The following is a 15,723-nucleotide window of genomic DNA, read 5'->3' on the forward strand; positions in this document are numbered from 1 at the left end:
TTTCTGCTCAGAACGCTTTGAAATGGACAGATTCAATTGAAAAGGATGAAGGAATAGCGGGTTATAGTAAAGTTACAATCAACGTGCAAGCTTTGATCAATTTTTATTCGATTATACGTACCGTAATCGGTTTACCGTTCTCCATACCACTTATATTGCCTGCATTATATTGGATCGTATAAGTGCCTGGTTCGATAAGTTTGTAGCCCTTTACAAGGGAAAAACTTATACTGTCGTATGCAGAGGGTGCCACTGAACAGTAGGTTTCGGCAGGAGGAGGCATGACTCTTTTCGCCATGGGACCCACATAGGGGATTTGATTACCTGCTGTATCCGTGACGGTAAGAAAGTTACTGATAAAACCTTCAAAAGGGGTATGGTATTGTGTGAACTTTAACGTATCTTTTGTAGGGTTATACACTTTAAATACAAGAGGAACGCCGTCTGTCAGATGTGCTATACTATCAATTTCCAAAATGGCAATTAAGCTGGTGTCTGCTTCAGTTAGGGAGGCAGTTTGCTTGGCGCGAAGACTTTCCGGTTCTTGAGCTTGGTGTTGAGGCGTTTGTTGGCATCGGCAGAAAGTGGATAGTGTGCCTATTAAGAATAGTGTGTAGTAAAGGCAATGTTTCTTCGTCATAGATCAAAGTTACCTTTTTTATTCTCAAAATACGACATGACCTCTTTTGGAAAAATAAAACAGGTAATTCGTGGTCAGACACTTTCTCCCTTCAGATACTACATGGATACATCGTGATTTTGCTGGTTGTGGCTCGCAAACCATAACCAGCAAAATTGAATTTATGCAACAGCAAGAGAAGCTGGTCCAAATTCTTCGAAATGTATTGAATCTTTCGGTATACCTGTGGCCAGGAGATAGTCATAATGCTGTTTAATGAATGGTTTCGGTCCGCAAATATAATATTGGGCCTCAGGATATAAGGCGTTCGCTGGGACTTTGTTCAAAGAAACCCACCCCGCAAAAATATGATCTGTTTTTGAACTGTCAACAGTGTCATAGAAAATATGTTGCTGCAATTTGTCATACGCTGCCGAGATATCATGGATGTGAAGTCTAAAAGCATGGACTGCTTCGTTACGACAGCCATGAATCCATGTGATCGGCACATTTGCCTTACTATCGATTAATTGCTCGAGCATCGACATAAGTGGGGTTTGTCCGATGCCTCCGCTGATAAATACCTGCGGAACGAGGTGTGCTTTTTTTAAGATAAAGTTGCCTGCAGGAGCGGAAAGGTCAATAATTGCCCCTTCCTCTATGTGTTGATGCAAGCGATTGCTGATCATACCATCCGGGTGTTGGGTTCCAATTTCTTTTTTTACTGAAATTCGATAATAGACCCCGTTGGGTTTGCACGATATGCTGTATTGTCTTGGTTGGAGTAAACCTAGTTCGGGTAAGAATAAACGTAAGCTGATATACTGACCTGGAAGAAAATCGGCTACAGGACCGTTATCCGTTGGATATAGGTAAAAAGAGGTAATTTCCTCTGACTCCTTTACTTTTTCTTCAACTCGAAAAGGACGCCAACCAACCCAACCCCCTTTTTTGGCTAACCTTTCTTTATAAAGGTTTTGCTCATGACCTGACATAATCTGTGCAAGATCGCGATAGGCTTGTTCCCATGCTTCTAATAGCTCTGTAGAAGCTGCTTCGCCAAGGACTTCTGAAATAGACGCAAGTAAGTGTTCACCTACGATAGCGTATTGCTCGGGTCTTATGTCGAGACTTGTATGTTTCTGACCGATGCTATCAATTACAGGCATTAACACACCGGGGTTATCGATATGTTCAGCATAAGCTAACACCGCCATAGCTAGTGCTGTCTGTTGTTTTTTATTTTGCTGATTTCCCATATTGAATATATGCTTCAATTCAGGATTATACTTAAACATCCTTTCGTAGAAGTGAGTAGTCAATAAAACTCCATTCTCTTTTAATACAGGTACTGTGCTTTTTACAATTGCTTTCTGTTGCTCGTTCATTTTATTTTGTTGTTTGTAATAAAAGACTTTAAAGTCTTTTATTTAGGTAAAAAAACTACTTATTTAATGTAAGGTGTCCTTTGATTAGTTCAGTATTGAACTGACCAATTGTTGTATTTCTTAGCATCAAGGTGATTTGATTTCTTGCTTTTTTAAATTCGTCATGTAAAGGACAAGGAAATTCCTCTGAACAATATGATAAACCCATGCCGCAGCCTTTAAAAATAGTATCACCTTCCACCGCTATAACAATATCTGCTAAAGGTCGATTAAAGCCAGATATGTCGATATAAAAGCCACCGTTAGGTCCTTTAATCGATTGGATAAGTCCCACTTTACTTAACCTTTGCAGAATTTTGGCTAAGAAGGCTTCCGGAGAATTAACAGCTTCGGCTATCTCTTTTATGCCAGTGCGTTGCCCTTCGTGCGATCGCTGCGCAATATAAAACACTGCACGCATTGCATATTCTGCCGTTTTCGAAAAAATTCCCATAGAATGCGTATGCTCATCGTTAAATTCAAAGCAAATATAGTGTGAAAAATAATAAAGGACAAAAATATCTTTTATTATTTTGTTAATGCTTGTAAGTTAAAATGAGTATGGATATAGATTCTCTCAAAAGAAACGTTGTCTTGTCAGCTTGTAAATGGATCGTATCGATGAATAATTATCAGCACATAATGTAAAGATGGTTGAATAATAAATACGCTTCGATGGTTATCTTTGGGGATTACTAAAATATGCCAAATTATGTTGAATTCACGACTCATAAAAAGCCTGTTTTTTGCCTTTCTATGTATTTGCAACGGTGCTTTCAGTATTGTATGTGCACAAGAAGTTCCTTATCCCTTAGAGAATGCGAAGCGCATATTGTTTCTTGGCAATAGTATAACCTACAGCGGGGATTATATAACAATGTTTGAAACAGCTATTCATGTTCAATATCCAACAAGTCGTCCTGAGCTTATCAATCTAGCTTTACCCAGTGAGACGGTTTCCGGTCTTAGTGAACCTAATCACGCCGAAGGAAAATTTCCAAGACCCTATCTTTTTAATCGACTATCAAGCGTACTTCAAAAGACAAAGCCCATCGATATCGCCTTTGCCTGCTACGGAATGAACGATGGAATTTATTTGCCTTTTGATGAGAAACGTTTTGAAGCCTATCAGAGCGGAATGATCAGGTTACGGGATTCCTTGGAAGCAGCAGGCGTTAAACGGATTGTCTTTATGACGCCTCCTGTACATGACGATAAACAACAAGGGGTAAATGGGTATAATTTGGTTTTGGACCGTTATTCGAAATGGTTGTTGATGCAGCGTAAATTAAGGGGTTGGGAAGTGATCGATCTACACTTTCCCATGCGTGCTTATCTGGAAAAGAAGCGAGCAAAAGAGGCCAATTTTAGACTAGCAGAAGATGGCGTGCACCCAGGGAAAGAGGGACATTGGTTGATGGCAAAGCGTATATTACATTATTTCAACATAGCAGGTGTTTCAACAAATACAACATTAGACGAATTTTTGGAAAGTCACTCCTATGTTGGGCAGCTATATCAGGTAATCAGTAGAAGGCAATCGTTGATGAAAGATGCCTGGCTCACGTATACAGGGCATGAACGACCCGGGATGACTATCGGTTTACCAATAGAAGAGGCTCTCATGCAGTATGAACAATTAGAGGAGGAGATTCTTGCTATAAAACGTGACTAAATTACATTGATCATCGTTTATAGGAAGGTGATTTTGGTGGCTGATATATTTTTCCTTATGTTTGTTTTTTACCAACAAGGCCTATCAATTGTAAAGCAGTATGAGGTGGACTTACTTTATTCGGCAAAAGTTAAAAGTGGCTTTTTTATTGTTCTGTATTATGGCATGTTCTGTGTTGATAAGAGTGCTGGAAGATAAGAACGTTAAAAGTATCAGTCATGCACTTTTGTCAATGTATGACGACCGATTAGTGCCGGCATCCGATATCTTTTATATGACCGAGCATTTGTATGCCAAGAAATTCTTAATGTTCCGCTTTCTGAACGATTCGACGATCTCTTTTGAAACGATTCAGCACTTAGGCTTACAGATGGAACATCATAACCAATTCATCGATTCTTTGTTGAATAAATACGAAAAAACCTATTTAGTAGATAAAGAAAAGCTGTATTTGGAGGGTTTCAAAGAGCAACTTAATCGTTATAGATTGCTGGAAGATCATTTGCTACAGGCCTCTGCATTGAATATTCAAGAACGCGTAAAGAAATACAGAGACTCTGGACAGGCTGCACTAGATCGTACGATTGAGGGATTATCGGCACTCGAGCATCTGCAAACGCAGGTTGGCCGTGATCTGATGGCTGATGCACAATTCGTGATGTCCGGTACCCGATTCTTTTCTACTTTGCAGCTTATTTTATCGATCGTGATCGGGATCATGGTGGTCGTACTTGTGCTCGAATCCAAAAGTGTTATCAAGAAAAAACAACCTTTTAATCTAAATTAACGCTAATCAATGTATTTACGATCTTCGTCACTGAGATCGGAACGATAAGGATCCGTTAAATCTTCAGATTTTGTATTGACGCTTGTTTGGAAATTTTGTGATGGCGGGTTCAGTTGTTCAATTTTTTTCTTTGGTCTCCCTAAAAGAAAACCCACAATAAGACCGAAAGCGAACATGCTGCCCAAGATAGCAAGCTTAGGGATGTAACGATCGCCGAAAATCCAGAAAATCACCTCATCTGTATTTTTCATTAGAACAATGGTGACAAGTACCGTTAATATGATGATAAAGATAGTTTTTGCACTCATAAGCCTATTTTTAAGCTAAAATAATCCTTTTCGTGAAACGTGCCAACAATTATTTATGCTAATTTATAACAAGAAAGCTTCCCACTTGTTTTTATCTTAACCGATTCAGGTTAATAGGTATAGCTTACACCATAGGTAAAGATAATATTCTTAGATCCCGGCTCATTTACATATATTGCTCGTATTCCCGCATCGAAATTTGGCAAGTAGAATCTTAGTATATTGAGATCGGCCCGTAATTCTAGACCTAAAGTTCGTGGTTGGAATCGAGTATGTTGTGCAACATTTTCAAAATCAGCAAATACACCTGCTTTAAATCGCTTAATGTAGGCTAAAGGCCCCAGTTCCCAATCAGGATAAATCAAAGGAAAGCGATAATCTATAAATAGTGTATTATTTACATTCGTAGAAGGGAGCTGATCGTATCCACTCACCATTGGGATATCGTTCGTAAATCGATAATCGCCGTTTCTTTCCTGGAAATTAAAACGGAGCTGCAATGAATGGTTGTTTACAATACCGGGAAAGTACAGCGTCGATTTCATCGAAAAAATATTGCCGGATAACCTTCGGTCGAAAGCAAGCCCCCTGTAGATGAAATTTAGATTTTGCCCCCATTTAGGTGCTAAGTCTAATAAACTTCTTCGGCTATTTCTGTTGAAGTAATATTGTATAAGAAGTGGAAATTTCACCTCGTTGAAATTAGGTAGCGAAACGTCTTTCAAGCTAATATTGTATCGCCACGTATAGCTCGTTCCGACGGATACTCCCGTATTGTAGATGGTGTTTAGTCGGTTAAATGTTAGCGGGACGCTGGCTTTCAGTTCCGTATAATGTTCGCGCCATCTTAATGGAATGCGTTCATCGGGTTTGTTTTGCAATTTGAGACTGCTCAATTGTGCGCGGTTACGATATTCAATGGTGAATTTTGGAAACCAACGTTTGAATGAGGTGCTGATAAAGTAGTCGGTTCTGCTCGTGTTTTGATCATAATTGAAACCAATGCGTGCCGAAAGGGTATTCGTTAGATTGTCGGACATTAGCTGCAATCCTAGGTCAAAGTTATCAATACTCGATATATCATCACCCAGTGGTGAAATGCTGTGGAAATTGAATAAATGTTTAAGGTCTTTATAGGGTCTGGAAGCGAAAGTTTTTGTCGGAATGAAGGTTGATGTGTCCGTGGCGGTTTCCTGCTCCCTGAGCGGTTTAAAATAGGCAATAAAATGATCTTGGGATGAACGGATAGGTTGGTGAAGCAGCGCTTGCCAATCCAGCTTGCTAATCAAATATCCATTTACTTGATAATTGTTAAAATAGATAGTCTCGGACATTTCATCGAAAGCAGGGTTTGTCGCTCCAAATTTTATGTTGGTGAGTTGCTGAATTTGTCCACTTGTGTAAGGAAGTAAGTAAAGATTATCGATGCCGTTGTAATGTGCTTTGAAGAGAATGCCATGAGGGGTATAAATTGGTCTCTCCAGTTGCTGCTTTTGCCAGCCGAGTAACAACTGACTTTGCCCGGTTATCAAATTAATTTCGAGTAAATTAGCTCCTTCTTGTCGAAGGGCAGTTGTAATGATCTTGGTTCCTGTACTATCAAAAGAAGGTGTTTGCACGTTTAAGTTGGGCGGTAAAATGATTTTACGCTCTTCTTTGCCCGTCGCACTGTTCAGTAACAGAAGAGATGCGCTGTTTTTGAGATCGATTTCAATTGCAGCAATGTGTTTCCCGTCCCGGCTCAAAGCAGGAGAAAATAAGCGAGTCTTAAAAGTCAACTGCTTATATTTTTTAGTTTCCAGATCATATATATTGATGACATGAAAACTTCGTTTTAGATAACGTTTATCATAGCGTAGTTCGTCCCAAGTTATCTTATTACCTCCATAAGAGAAGTGAGGCGTTGTTTGAATGCCTGTTTTGATAACTTCTTTTATATTCCCATCTGCCATTATCCGGACGATCTTAGGTACACTATGGTTGCTCTTTTCGAGCGCTAAAACATGACCATTGGGGAGTGGTTTTGGCAATAGGAAATCAATCACTTCCGATTGTTTTTTTGGAAAGGTAGGATAGCTTAGCGCTTGGGTTTTCGTTAGCTGAGCATGCCATAAACTGTCTAGTTCATCCACCGTTTTTTTATGCCATTGTTTGGTGTTGTAGCCGGTGAAGGTTTTTAAGCTGTTGCTGAAATTATAGGGGCGTATTGGGTTTTTTGCTATTCTTGTCATTAACTGTTCCAAGAAGTTTTCTCCATAGTCGCGCCGCATCTTTGTAGTCATAAAATACCCCAATTGATAGTATCCGGGAGTGACCTGTTTTAAGGAACCTAAAAAGTCTTTTTGATAGCTATATCGCTTACCACTTAGTGTATTTGTTCTGAATGGTAACTCCCATGAGGGGAGACGGCCTCTTCCGGCAGTGCCGAGTACAGTTTCGATGCCAACCGCATCACCTTCGTAAAACCAGGGGGGGAGAGTAATACCAAAAATGGCCAACGCTAACTGCTCAAAAAGCGGTGCTTTGAGGTACCCTGCGATTTTGTCAAATTGTACGACATGGCGTAGCTCATGCATGGCCAAGCTATTCAGCCAATCTTGATAATCCATCTGTTGGGGTGGGGTAGTGGCAAACTCTGAACGACGAGGTGCAAGCTGTACAAAGCCATTGGAAACTACATCTCTATTTTGCAAAATGATGGAGATTTTTCTTGGTTTTTTACCAATTGAATGACTGACCTTGGATAGGATTGATTCTAACACAAAAGTGAGATGTTGTGCTTGTTCTTCAAACTCTGAAGGGAAAATAATTTGAAAATCGGGGGTCTGTATCTCTCGCCACTTTACACTTGGCGGGTTTTGGTAATCGTCAAAAACTTGTGCAAATGCATATTGTGAATAAAAAAATAATATAATTATATATAAAAGCTTGATAAAAAGATTGTTATGTGTATTATTTTTGTTCATTGGGTGTTTGTGCTAAAAATATTAGTTTTTTATCGGTGACTCAATTTTACTTTATATTTATTTTTTGTTTATATATATAATATTATTATCTGATTTATAGATTTTTATGATTCTATATGTTTTTGTGTTTCTGTTGTTTTTTTATGTTATTAAGTTGGCTCTTTTATAGATCTTGAGATTTTTTATCCTTTTTGTAAATGTATCTATTTTTTTTGATAACACTACACTATCTATGTGGTTTTTAGATGTATTTTTTTACGGATTATCTGGTCCATATTATTTCGACGCTTTGTTTCATTGGACTGAATATTTGTTTTAATATGAAGCGTCGCTTTTTTAAATCTTTGAAAAGTGCAATTGTAAAAATACCTGTCATTTGCTGATTTTTGATGGCCAGTTTACCGAGAGGCCGATCATGTTTTTTGAATGATCGACTTCATTGTTTTCTTGAAATGTTTTGCCAATTTGGATACATTGTTTTATTCCGGTTGCTGCGGTTCTTGTTCCGTCGTTTTTACTGCAAGTTTCCTTGACGCAAAAAACGAGCGTTGTAAAAACTGCGACTTTATATCTCAAAACGATTTGCTCAGTTGTAGCAGAATTTATCTATATTTTTTTTTTGAAAAATTTTTGCTTAGTGTATTTTTTTATAATTTTTACTTTGTTTTTTTATGAGGATTTGATCAAGTGATTTTGAGAGCAGATTCGTACGGGTGAAGATTTGGTTTCGATGTGGCGGTGATCAATTTAATCACTTTTTTTTTCGGAATTTATAAGCCTTGTTGTCCCCCACTTTTTTGATTTTTTTTTTCGAACGGGGATGTCGGAAAGGCGATTTTTTTAATCCGATAGCCCATTGGTATTTTTCTAACAAACTGTTATCGCACGGTCCGGACCTTCTAATCTTTTTGATTGAATTTTTGAGAATAGTGAATTTTGTTTATTTCGAACTTTTAATTTCCTGTGAAGATGGTATTGCAATTAAACGCGCTCTTTTTGCAGCAGCAATGTAGCAGTGATAAAATACACTAAGTCTCTTTTAGAAGGTCGTCCAAATTGATGGGTGGAGTACTGTTTTTATTGCCTGTAACTTATGTATATTATCGCTTATCATCAACTTTCTGGCCAGCGATGGTGTGTTTTTAAGGCTTTTAAGGGTTGAATAAAGGTAAGTGTGGGGTTTTGGTCGTTTTCTGTATTGAGTCTTTTAAAGCGCATAAAAAGGGCTTTAAAATGAAATTCATTTTTTTAAGACTTGGCCGTTTTTCTTTTTAATGTAGCAGAAAGTGATTAAAATGTTACCTTTGCTCTCCCCATTTTTGCAAATAGCTATGTTGAAATTGTCAAAATTCATTCTTTTTTATTTACTGCTTTTTATGATTACCACGGGCAGCTTGCGTGCTCAATTTCATCCACGTTATTTGCCTTTGGTTGATTCTTCCTTGGTTGATATAAGTGAGAAAAAGCATTTTGTGATTCAGTTGGAGCATGAAAACGGGGGCGTATTGACCGGAAATGAACGGGCGAAGGAATCGTTAAAGGATGCTTATTATAATGCTTTTAACTTGAAAATTGGATGGCAAACGAAGCGTGGTGGTGATGTCTATCACCAGCTTTATAATTATCCGGTTTACGGCGTAGGGTTATATACGAGTACATTTGGTCTTGATCATGTCGGAAATCCCTATGCTGTGTATGGATTTGTTTCTATACCAATTAACCCTCGGGTTAATAGAAGATGGAACTTCAATTATCGTATCTCCTTAGGGCTCTCCGGAAGATTTAACCCATATAACGAAGATGAAAATCCTTTCAACTTAATCATCGGGACTAAAAACAATGTTTTTATTGATTTCGGTGGTCAAGTTAATTATACCTTGAGTCGACACTTTCAGGTAGGTGCTGGTTTAGCCTTCCACCATTTTTCAAATGGAGCGCTTAGGTTGCCGAATACAGGGATTAATTTGCTTCCCTTCACTGCAGCTGTGACCTATGTGCCGAATGCGAAAACTTTTGATTTCCGTAAGGAGTATGTTGCTCCAAACCCCAAGGAAGATGAGCTTCAGTTTAGTTATGCATTTGGTTTTAAACAATTGGATGAGGACAATGAAAGGAAATACTTCAAATCAACTGTTGGCGTATTTTGGACCCGTTATTTAGGCTATAAATGGCGTTTGGGTTTAGGGGTGAACATCTTTTATTCCGCTTCGGCCAATGATCCCGATGTGGCGGGTGATAAAGAAAGCTCCTTCAATGCTTTGTTTTCGGGCGGCCCGGCTTTTTACATCGATCATTTGTTGACTTCCAAATTGTATCTAAATGGAAATGTAGGTTATTACTTACATCGAAATGAATTTAACAGAGAAACGAAACCTATGTATCTCCGAATCGGTGCTCGATACTATGTCTACAAGGATTTCTTTGCGGGTGTGTCTATTAAGGCACATGCGGGTAAAGCTGACTTTATTGAGTGGACGACTGGTTATACCTTGGATCTGCGCAAGAAGAAATAAGGTCGCCCATGCTTGCTGACGAGTTCTACTGTATGTTATTTAGGGGCCTTATACAGCAGGTATAGTCCTACGCCTAAAAAGATCAAACTTGGAATAAAAGCTGCCAGAAGAGGTGGAAGCCCCCCTTTCAGTGAAAACATGTTGGCAAATTGTATGAATAAGATGTAGGTAAAACTCAATGCGATTCCGAGACCAAGACTTAAACCAATTCCGCCGCGTACTTTTTTGGACGATAAAGAAACTCCCATCAAAGTCAGAATGTAAGCAGAGAATGGGTATATAAAGCGCTTGTATTTTTCCAGTTTCAAATCGGTCATCCTTCCGGTACCCCGTATTTCCTCTTTTTTAATGTTTTCATTTAGCTCCTTGGTCGTCATTGCCATAAATATATTGTCACGTATTTCAAAATCCCTCGGGGACATATCTAAGGTAGTATCCTTGGATGTACCCTTAGTCATTTTTTCATTTAAGCCATTTACGGTCCGGATGGTGTAGTTTTCAATCTTCCAGTTGTTTTTTATAGAGTCCCATGTGATTCTGTCAGCTATCAGTTTCTCTTGTAATTCCTGTCCTTTGAACGTCTCTAGAATAAAATTGTAGCCTACTTTTCGATCATTGTCAAAATTGTCAATATAAACAAAACTGTTTCTGTCTATTTGCATATGAGTGGAACTCTTACTGTTATTGTCGATCGGTTTAACATAGATGTTTTCGAAGCCAATTTTCAATTTATTGGTTCGCGGAATAATATAAATATTGAAAACCAGGGTAACAAGACAGATGATCGTTGCAGCTATAAAATAGGGTCTTAAAAAGCGTTTGAAACTCATGCCGCCATTTAAAATAGGTACAATTTCAGTCTGATCGGCCATCTTGGCGGTGAAGAAAATAACGGCGATGAAGTTGATCAATGGACTGAGAAAATTGAGATAAAATGGAATAAAGCCAGCATAATATTCAAAGACAATCTTCGAGAGCGGAGCATGGTTTTTGAGAAAGTCATCCATGCGTTCTGAGATATCAAAGATAACAGCTACAACAGTGAAAATAGCCATTGTAAACACAAATGTGCCGAGGTATTTTTTTATGATGTATTTATCAATGATATTCATTTAAAAAATTCAAAATTCAGAATTCAAAAATTAGCTAGTTGGGATTTTTTCTGTTCGCTACCAATAACCAACAACTATTACAATCGTTCTCCCAGCTGCTTAACCATTTTATTTTTCCATTCGTAAAACGTTCCCGCTAAAATTTTAGTACGTGCCTCTTTAACAAGCCAAAGATAAAAGTGGAGGTTATGCAAAGTGGCTATTTGTGCACCTAGGAGCTCTTTGGAGTGAATCAAATGACGTAAGTAAGCTTTGCTATAGAATAAATCTGTATGTAGATCACTGTCAGGGTCTATTGGTGAAAAATCAGCCTCCCACTTTTTGTTTTTGATATTGATAATACCCTTTCTCGTAAACAACATGCCATTTCTGGCATTACGGGTGGGCATCACGCAATCGAACATATCGATACCCAAAGCAATATTTTCTAAAATGTTAATAGGTGTTCCTACGCCCATTAGATAACGTGGCTTATCTACAGGTAGAATGGCATTGACGATCTCCGTCATGGCATACATTTCTTCCGCCGGCTCACCTACAGATAATCCACCGATTGCATTTCCATCGCGACCGAACGAAGCGATTGTTTCGGCAGATTTTTCCCGAAGATCTTTATACACGGACCCTTGTACGATCGGAAAAAGCGTTTGCTCGTAACCATATAGGGCTTCGGTATTATCGAACCGATCGCAGCACCTTTTTAACCAACGATGTGTCATATCGAGCGATCTTGCTGCATAACGATAATCACAAGGGTAGGGGGTACACTCGTCAAAAGCCATGATGATGTCAGCACCGATAACTCGTTGCGTATCCATTACATTTTCCGGTGTGAAAAGATGCTTAGATCCGTCAATATGCGAACGAAATGTAACGCCCTCTTCTTTGATCTTCCGCACTTCGGTCAGCGAATACACCTGATAACCACCGCTGTCAGTTAATATAGGTTTGTCCCATCCATTGAATTTATGTAACCCACCTGCAGCCTGAATAATGTCGAGCCCGGGCCGTAGATATAAGTGATACGTATTACCCAGAATTATTTGCGCTTGAACATCTTGTTTAAGTTCATGTTGATGAACACCTTTTACCGAGCCGGCCGTACCTACGGGCATGAAGATAGGCGTCTGAATCGTGCCATGTGCAGTAACTAGTTCACCTGCTCGCGCTTTTGAATTAGTATCTGTGGATTGTAATGTGAATTTCATGAAGGAGCTGTTCTCAGCAAAATGTTTTTAGTTTGCAAACTTAGACAAAATGCAATGATTATGCAATCGCTCGTTATCAGTGATTGTGTATGCTGCCAAATTTATCTAAGTTTGCAGCCATATACTACAATATCGGATATTTTGGAATCATATTTACATCTTATATTACCGGCGTTGTTGGGCGCTTTCTTAACTATTCAGCTATACTACACGTTATTTTTACACGGACGTTTAAGAACTTATCGTGCGGAGAATGTGAAAAATGATATTGTTTATCCTCCTTTATCGGTTATTATTTGCGCACGAAACGAGGAAAGCAACTTACGTCTGTATCTTTCCGAAGTATTGGAGCAAGATTATCCTCAATATGAAGTAATTGTGGTAAATGATAGATCAAGTGATGATTCGAATTGGGTTTTAAAAGAATTTCAAGTCCGGTATCCCTATCTTCGCACGGTCGAAATTCGAGATCAAGGACACAATAGACAAGGGAAAAAGTTTGCGGTGACTTTGGGCGTCAAGGGAGCACAATACGAACATCTTGTATTGACCGATGCGGACTGCTTTCCACAAACGGATCAATGGTTGAAATGTATGGCGCAGCAATTTAGACCGGGTATAGAGATTGTATTGGGTTATTCTCCTTATACACGCAGCGCTGGTTTTTTGAATAAGTACATTCGATTTGAAACTTATCAAACCGCATTGAGTTATTTGTCGAATGCCTTAAGAAAAAACGCCTATATGGGGGTAGGAAGAAATCTGGCTTATACGAAATCTTTATTCTTTAAAAAGAAAGGTTTCGCCTCCCATATGCACATCCCTTCGGGCGATGATGATCTTTTTATCAATCAGAACGCTACGAGAAGTAACGTCGCTATTAGTATAGTACAGGAAGCACACGTTTGGAGTACACCAAAGACTACCTATAAAGATTACCGACGTCAGAAAAACAGACATTTTGGTGCCGGAAAAGCGTATAAGGGTAAACATAAATTCATGTTGACTTTACAGGCTTTCAGTGTTATAGGGTTTTACTTGCTCCTAGTTCTCCTATTGATTTTACAACCCCATTTTTGGCCTTTGGCGGCCATTGCCTATTGTTTGCGTTTATTATGCCAATTGTTGGTTAACATCCCTATCATGAGGCGTTTGCAGGTGAAGGATCTTATATGGTGGTACCCTTTGATGGATATACTGCATTTCGTATACATATCTGTCATGGGAATTTTTGCTTTATTCAGAAAAAATGTTCATTGGAAATAAGGTCAAAAGAAGACAAATATGAAAAAAATAGCACCTACAATTATATACAAATACTTTAATGAACTGACCGATGTTCAAAAAGAACAAATTGAACGCTTGCAGGATTTATATGCTTTTTGGAATGCACAGATTAACGTAATTTCCAGAAAAGATATTGATAGTCTGTATGAAAGACATGTACTGCATTCGTTAGCCATTGCAAAATTGATTTCTTTTAAGCCGGGGGCGACGATTCTGGATGTGGGTACAGGGGGCGGTTTTCCAGGTATACCCTTAGCAATATTATTTCCGCAAACCCAATTCCTTTTGGTAGATTCGATTGGTAAAAAAATTAAAGTCGTGAAGGAAGTCGCAAGCGCTTTGGGGCTCGAGAATATTCAGACGAGCCATTCACGGGCTGAACAGATTCCCGGTAAATTTGATTTTGTCATTTCTAGGGCAGTTACACGACTGGGTGAATTTTATCCATGGGTGCGAAATAAATTTAAAAAGAATTCATTGCACGCCTTTCCAAACGGTGTGCTCTACCTAAAAGGAGGCGATTTAACGGAGGAAATTGCCGAATCGAAATTACATGCTGACCTGTTTTCGATTGCTGATTTTTTTGAGGAGGAGTTTTTTGCTACTAAATATATTGTCTATATAGAGGGCTGATTTTTAGCTGTTTCACGTGGAATGTTTGATGTTAAGGTCTTTTTTAACTATTTTTAGGCCTTCATTAAAACCTATTGACCTCATGGCGCTCGTTTATCAGTTGGCATTAACCCAAATCAAAGGGATTGGAAACGCTTTAGCCAAACAATTAATTGATCATTGCGGTAATGCGGAAGAGGTGTTCCGATCGTCTAAGAAACAACTAATGTGTATTCCGGGTATAGGGAATCGTGTTGCCGAGAATATCCTTCATAAAGAGGTAATGGATTCCGTGGAGAAAGAAATGACCTTTATTGATCGGCATAAGATTAATGTGCTGTTTTGGACAGAATCCAGTTATCCCAACCGACTTAAACAATGTGTCGATGCACCAATTTTACTGTATTTTAAAGGTGATACAAACCTTCAAACCAAAAAGATAATAAGTATTGTCGGTACTCGAAATGCGAGTGATTATGGTAAAAGAATATGTAACGAATTGGTCGGCTCATTTGCAAAAGACGAGGTACTTGTTGTCAGCGGTTTGGCACATGGTATTGATAGTTTTGCTCATCAGGCTTGTCTCGAAAACAACATTAGCACCATCGGAGTGCTTGGGCATGGATTGGATCGTATATACCCTGCGGCTAATAGAAGATTAGCGATGGATATGTTAAAAAACGGGGGGCTTTTAACAGAATATCCCTCGGGTACTAATCCAGACAGACAGAACTTTCCTTCCCGAAACCGAATTATCGCCGGTTTAGCCGATGTCACTATTGTGGTGGAAGCAAATATTAAAGGGGGAGCGCTCATTACGGCCGAAATTGCAAATGCTTATAATCGAGATGTATGTGCTTTTCCCGGTGATATCAATCGAATTACCTCGTCCGGCTGCAATCATCTCATTAAAACCCATCGCGCACATCTTATTAGTTCAGCGAATGACCTAGCTTATTTAATGAATTGGGAGCTTATGGATAATAACAATCAAGGGAAGCAGCTAAGTTTGGAAATAACCCTTAATGTCGAGGAAAAGGAGGTCTATGATATTGTGAAGGAAAATGGCCCTATAAGCATCGACGCATTGTCCTATAAAGTGAATCGTAGCCAAAGTAAGTTGGCTGTACTTTTATTAGCACTTGAAATGAAAGGCGTACTCATTGCTTTACCAGGTAAAATGTACCGGATTCCCTAATTAAAAAGGTT

At 38.8% G+C, this 15,723-nt stretch carries 13 protein-coding genes; 6 read left to right on the forward strand and 7 right to left on the reverse strand.

Annotated features, from left to right (window positions below; translation table 11 throughout):
- Positions 1-103: 103 nt before the first annotated feature.
- The 3 genes from RYH73_RS15730 to RYH73_RS15740 all read right to left on the reverse strand — a co-directional run bounded on the left by RYH73_RS15730 (position 104) and on the right by RYH73_RS15740 (position 2,500).
- Positions 104-640 (reverse strand): hypothetical protein, encoded by a 537-nt coding sequence (locus tag RYH73_RS15730; RefSeq protein ID WP_335314391.1) that lies wholly within the window; start codon positions 638-640, stop codon positions 104-106.
- Positions 641-801: 161 nt separating this feature from the next.
- Entirely contained in the window at positions 802-2,007 is a 1,206-nt protein-coding gene (gene hmpA / locus RYH73_RS15735) for an NO-inducible flavohemoprotein (RefSeq protein ID WP_335314392.1), read from the reverse strand.
- 55 nt (positions 2,008-2,062) lie between these two features.
- Entirely contained in the window at positions 2,063-2,500 is a 438-nt protein-coding gene (locus RYH73_RS15740) for an RrF2 family transcriptional regulator (protein ID WP_335314393.1), read from the reverse strand.
- Between the two features lie 258 nt (positions 2,501-2,758).
- Here RYH73_RS15740 and RYH73_RS15745 point away from each other — a divergent pair, with 258 nt between their 5' ends.
- Both RYH73_RS15745 and RYH73_RS15750 read left to right on the forward strand, forming a co-directional pair.
- The gene (locus RYH73_RS15745) at positions 2,759-3,721 is read left to right on the forward strand and encodes an SGNH/GDSL hydrolase family protein (protein ID WP_335314394.1); all 963 of its coding nucleotides are present in this window, start codon (positions 2,759-2,761) and stop codon (positions 3,719-3,721) included.
- A gap of 100 nt (positions 3,722-3,821) precedes the next feature.
- A complete protein-coding gene (locus RYH73_RS15750) occupies positions 3,822-4,508 on the forward strand; it encodes an MCP four helix bundle domain-containing protein (RefSeq protein WP_335314395.1) in 687 nt (228 codons plus the stop codon).
- 2 nt (positions 4,509-4,510) lie between these two features.
- On the opposite strand, the gene RYH73_RS15755 is transcribed toward RYH73_RS15750, so the two are convergent.
- Both RYH73_RS15755 and RYH73_RS15760 read right to left on the reverse strand, forming a co-directional pair.
- Positions 4,511-4,816 (reverse strand): hypothetical protein, encoded by a 306-nt coding sequence (locus RYH73_RS15755; protein WP_335314396.1) that lies wholly within the window; start codon positions 4,814-4,816, stop codon positions 4,511-4,513.
- Between the two features lie 110 nt (positions 4,817-4,926).
- Positions 4,927-7,782 (reverse strand): hypothetical protein, encoded by a 2,856-nt coding sequence (locus tag RYH73_RS15760; protein ID WP_335314397.1) that lies wholly within the window; start codon positions 7,780-7,782, stop codon positions 4,927-4,929.
- 1,376 nt (positions 7,783-9,158) lie between these two features.
- Between RYH73_RS15760 and RYH73_RS15765 the strand changes: the two genes are divergently transcribed.
- Entirely contained in the window at positions 9,159-10,295 is a 1,137-nt protein-coding gene (locus RYH73_RS15765) for an acyloxyacyl hydrolase (RefSeq protein ID WP_335314398.1), read from the forward strand.
- Positions 10,296-10,330: 35 nt separating this feature from the next.
- On the opposite strand, the gene RYH73_RS15770 is transcribed toward RYH73_RS15765, so the two are convergent.
- Positions 10,331-11,407: an LptF/LptG family permease gene (locus RYH73_RS15770; protein ID WP_335314399.1), complete on the reverse strand. Its 1,077-nt coding sequence runs from the start codon at positions 11,405-11,407 to the stop codon at positions 10,331-10,333.
- 77 nt (positions 11,408-11,484) lie between these two features.
- Entirely contained in the window at positions 11,485-12,615 is a 1,131-nt protein-coding gene (tgt, locus tag RYH73_RS15775; RefSeq protein WP_335314400.1) for a tRNA guanosine(34) transglycosylase Tgt, read from the reverse strand.
- A gap of 141 nt (positions 12,616-12,756) precedes the next feature.
- Between tgt and RYH73_RS15780 the strand changes: the two genes are divergently transcribed.
- The 3 genes from RYH73_RS15780 to dprA all read left to right on the forward strand — a co-directional run bounded on the left by RYH73_RS15780 (position 12,757) and on the right by dprA (position 15,712).
- A complete protein-coding gene (locus tag RYH73_RS15780) occupies positions 12,757-13,881 on the forward strand; it encodes a glycosyltransferase (protein ID WP_335314401.1) in 1,125 nt (374 codons plus the stop codon).
- An 18-nt stretch (positions 13,882-13,899) separates the two neighbouring features.
- A complete protein-coding gene (gene rsmG / locus RYH73_RS15785) occupies positions 13,900-14,535 on the forward strand; it encodes a 16S rRNA (guanine(527)-N(7))-methyltransferase RsmG (RefSeq protein ID WP_335314402.1) in 636 nt (211 codons plus the stop codon).
- Between the two features lie 82 nt (positions 14,536-14,617).
- Positions 14,618-15,712 carry a DNA-processing protein DprA gene (dprA, locus tag RYH73_RS15790; RefSeq protein WP_335314403.1) on the forward strand — a complete coding sequence of 365 codons (1,095 nt, stop codon included), beginning with the start codon at positions 14,618-14,620 and terminating at the stop codon, positions 15,710-15,712.
- Positions 15,713-15,723 lie beyond the last annotated feature (11 nt).

Source organism: Olivibacter sp. CPCC 100613, assembly GCF_036959255.1.
In the GTDB taxonomy this organism is placed as follows: Bacteria; Bacteroidota; Bacteroidia; order Sphingobacteriales; family Sphingobacteriaceae; genus Olivibacter.